The sequence below is a fragment of the Pseudogemmobacter bohemicus genome (assembly GCF_003290025.1).
Lineage (GTDB): Bacteria > Pseudomonadota > Alphaproteobacteria > Rhodobacterales > Rhodobacteraceae > Pseudogemmobacter > Pseudogemmobacter bohemicus.
Map to the genome: position 1 here is coordinate 209,153 of NZ_QNHG01000005.1, position 1,246 is coordinate 210,398.

Sequence of the window (1,246 nt, forward strand, 5' to 3'; positions counted from 1 at the left end):
CCCCAGGACGGATCGAGCTGGGTCAGCGCGGCCAAGGCCGCGATCTGAAGGGCGAGCCCGCCATAGAGCGTTGCGGCCAGGCCGAACCGGGCGGCGATCCAGCCGACGCAGAGGTTGGTGATGATCCCGGCCAGCTCATAGAGCAGGAACAGATAGGCCAACTGGATGGGCGAGAACCCGAGGCTGTTGAAATGCAACAGCACCAGCATCCGCAGCGCGCCGTCAGACAGCATGAAGGCCCAGTAGGCGGCGGTGACCGCCGCATAGGCCCGAAGCGGATTGGAGACCGCGCTCTCTGCCATCAAAGTGACCGCGCGACCATGCGGGCGACATCCGCCAGGCGGCAGGCATAGCCCCATTCGTTGTCATACCAGGCGTAGATCTTCACCTGGGTCCCGTTCACCACCATCGTCGACGGGGCATCGATGATGGAGGAGCGGGGGTCGTTCAGGTAGTCGGTCGAAACAAGGGGACGGGTTTCATACCCGAGGATCCCCTTCAGCTCGCCCTCCGCCGCGGCGGCGAACAGCGCGTTCACTTCCTCCGCCGTTGTCGGCCGCTCGACCTCGAACACGCAATCGGTCAGCGAGGCGTTCAGCAGCGGCACGCGGACCGCATGGCCGTTCAGCCGCCCCTTCAAATCCGGATAGATCATGGTGATGGCGGTGGCCGAGCCCGTTGTCGTCGGGATCAGGTTCATCAGGGCGGAACGGGCTCGACGCATGTCCTTGGCGGGCCGGTCGACGATGGTCTGGGTGTTGGTCACGTCATGGATCGTGGTGATCGATCCATGGCGGATACCGATGTTCTCGTGGATGACCTTCACCACCGGCGCAAGGCAGTTCGTGGTGCAGCTGGCCGCGGTGATGATCGCGTGCTCGGCAGGATCATATTGGTCATGGTTCACGCCGTAGACCAGATTCACCGCCTCGTCCGATTTGACCGGAGCGGAGACCACAACCTTTTTGACCCCGACCGCGAAATAGGGCGCGATCTTTTCGGCCGTCTTGAAGACGCCGGTGCAGTCGATCACCAGATCAATGCCCAATTCTGCCAAAGGCAGATCTTCGATGCGCTTGGCAGAGGTGAGGCGGACGTGCCGACCCTTCAGGGTGAGGCCGTCCTTATCGTGCCCTACCGGTGTTGCCCACCGGCCATGGACGCTGTCAAACTCGAGCAGGAGCGCATGCTGAGCCGGGTCGCCCACAGCATCGTTGATCAGCACCAGATCGCCTTCGGCGCCGGT

Annotated in this window: 1 protein-coding gene and 1 pseudogene; both read right to left on the bottom strand. The window is 63.3% G+C overall.

Annotated features, from left to right (window positions below; all coding sequences use genetic code 11):
- Nucleotides 1-302: pseudogene (locus DRF71_RS28260) on the bottom strand (organoarsenical effux MFS transporter ArsJ); the annotation flags it as partial.
- The coding region (locus DRF71_RS23425; RefSeq protein ID WP_112312992.1) for an ArsJ-associated glyceraldehyde-3-phosphate dehydrogenase at nucleotides 302-1,246 on the bottom strand (945 nt) is incomplete at its 5' end. The pseudogene DRF71_RS28260 and the gene DRF71_RS23425, both read right to left, overlap by 1 nt.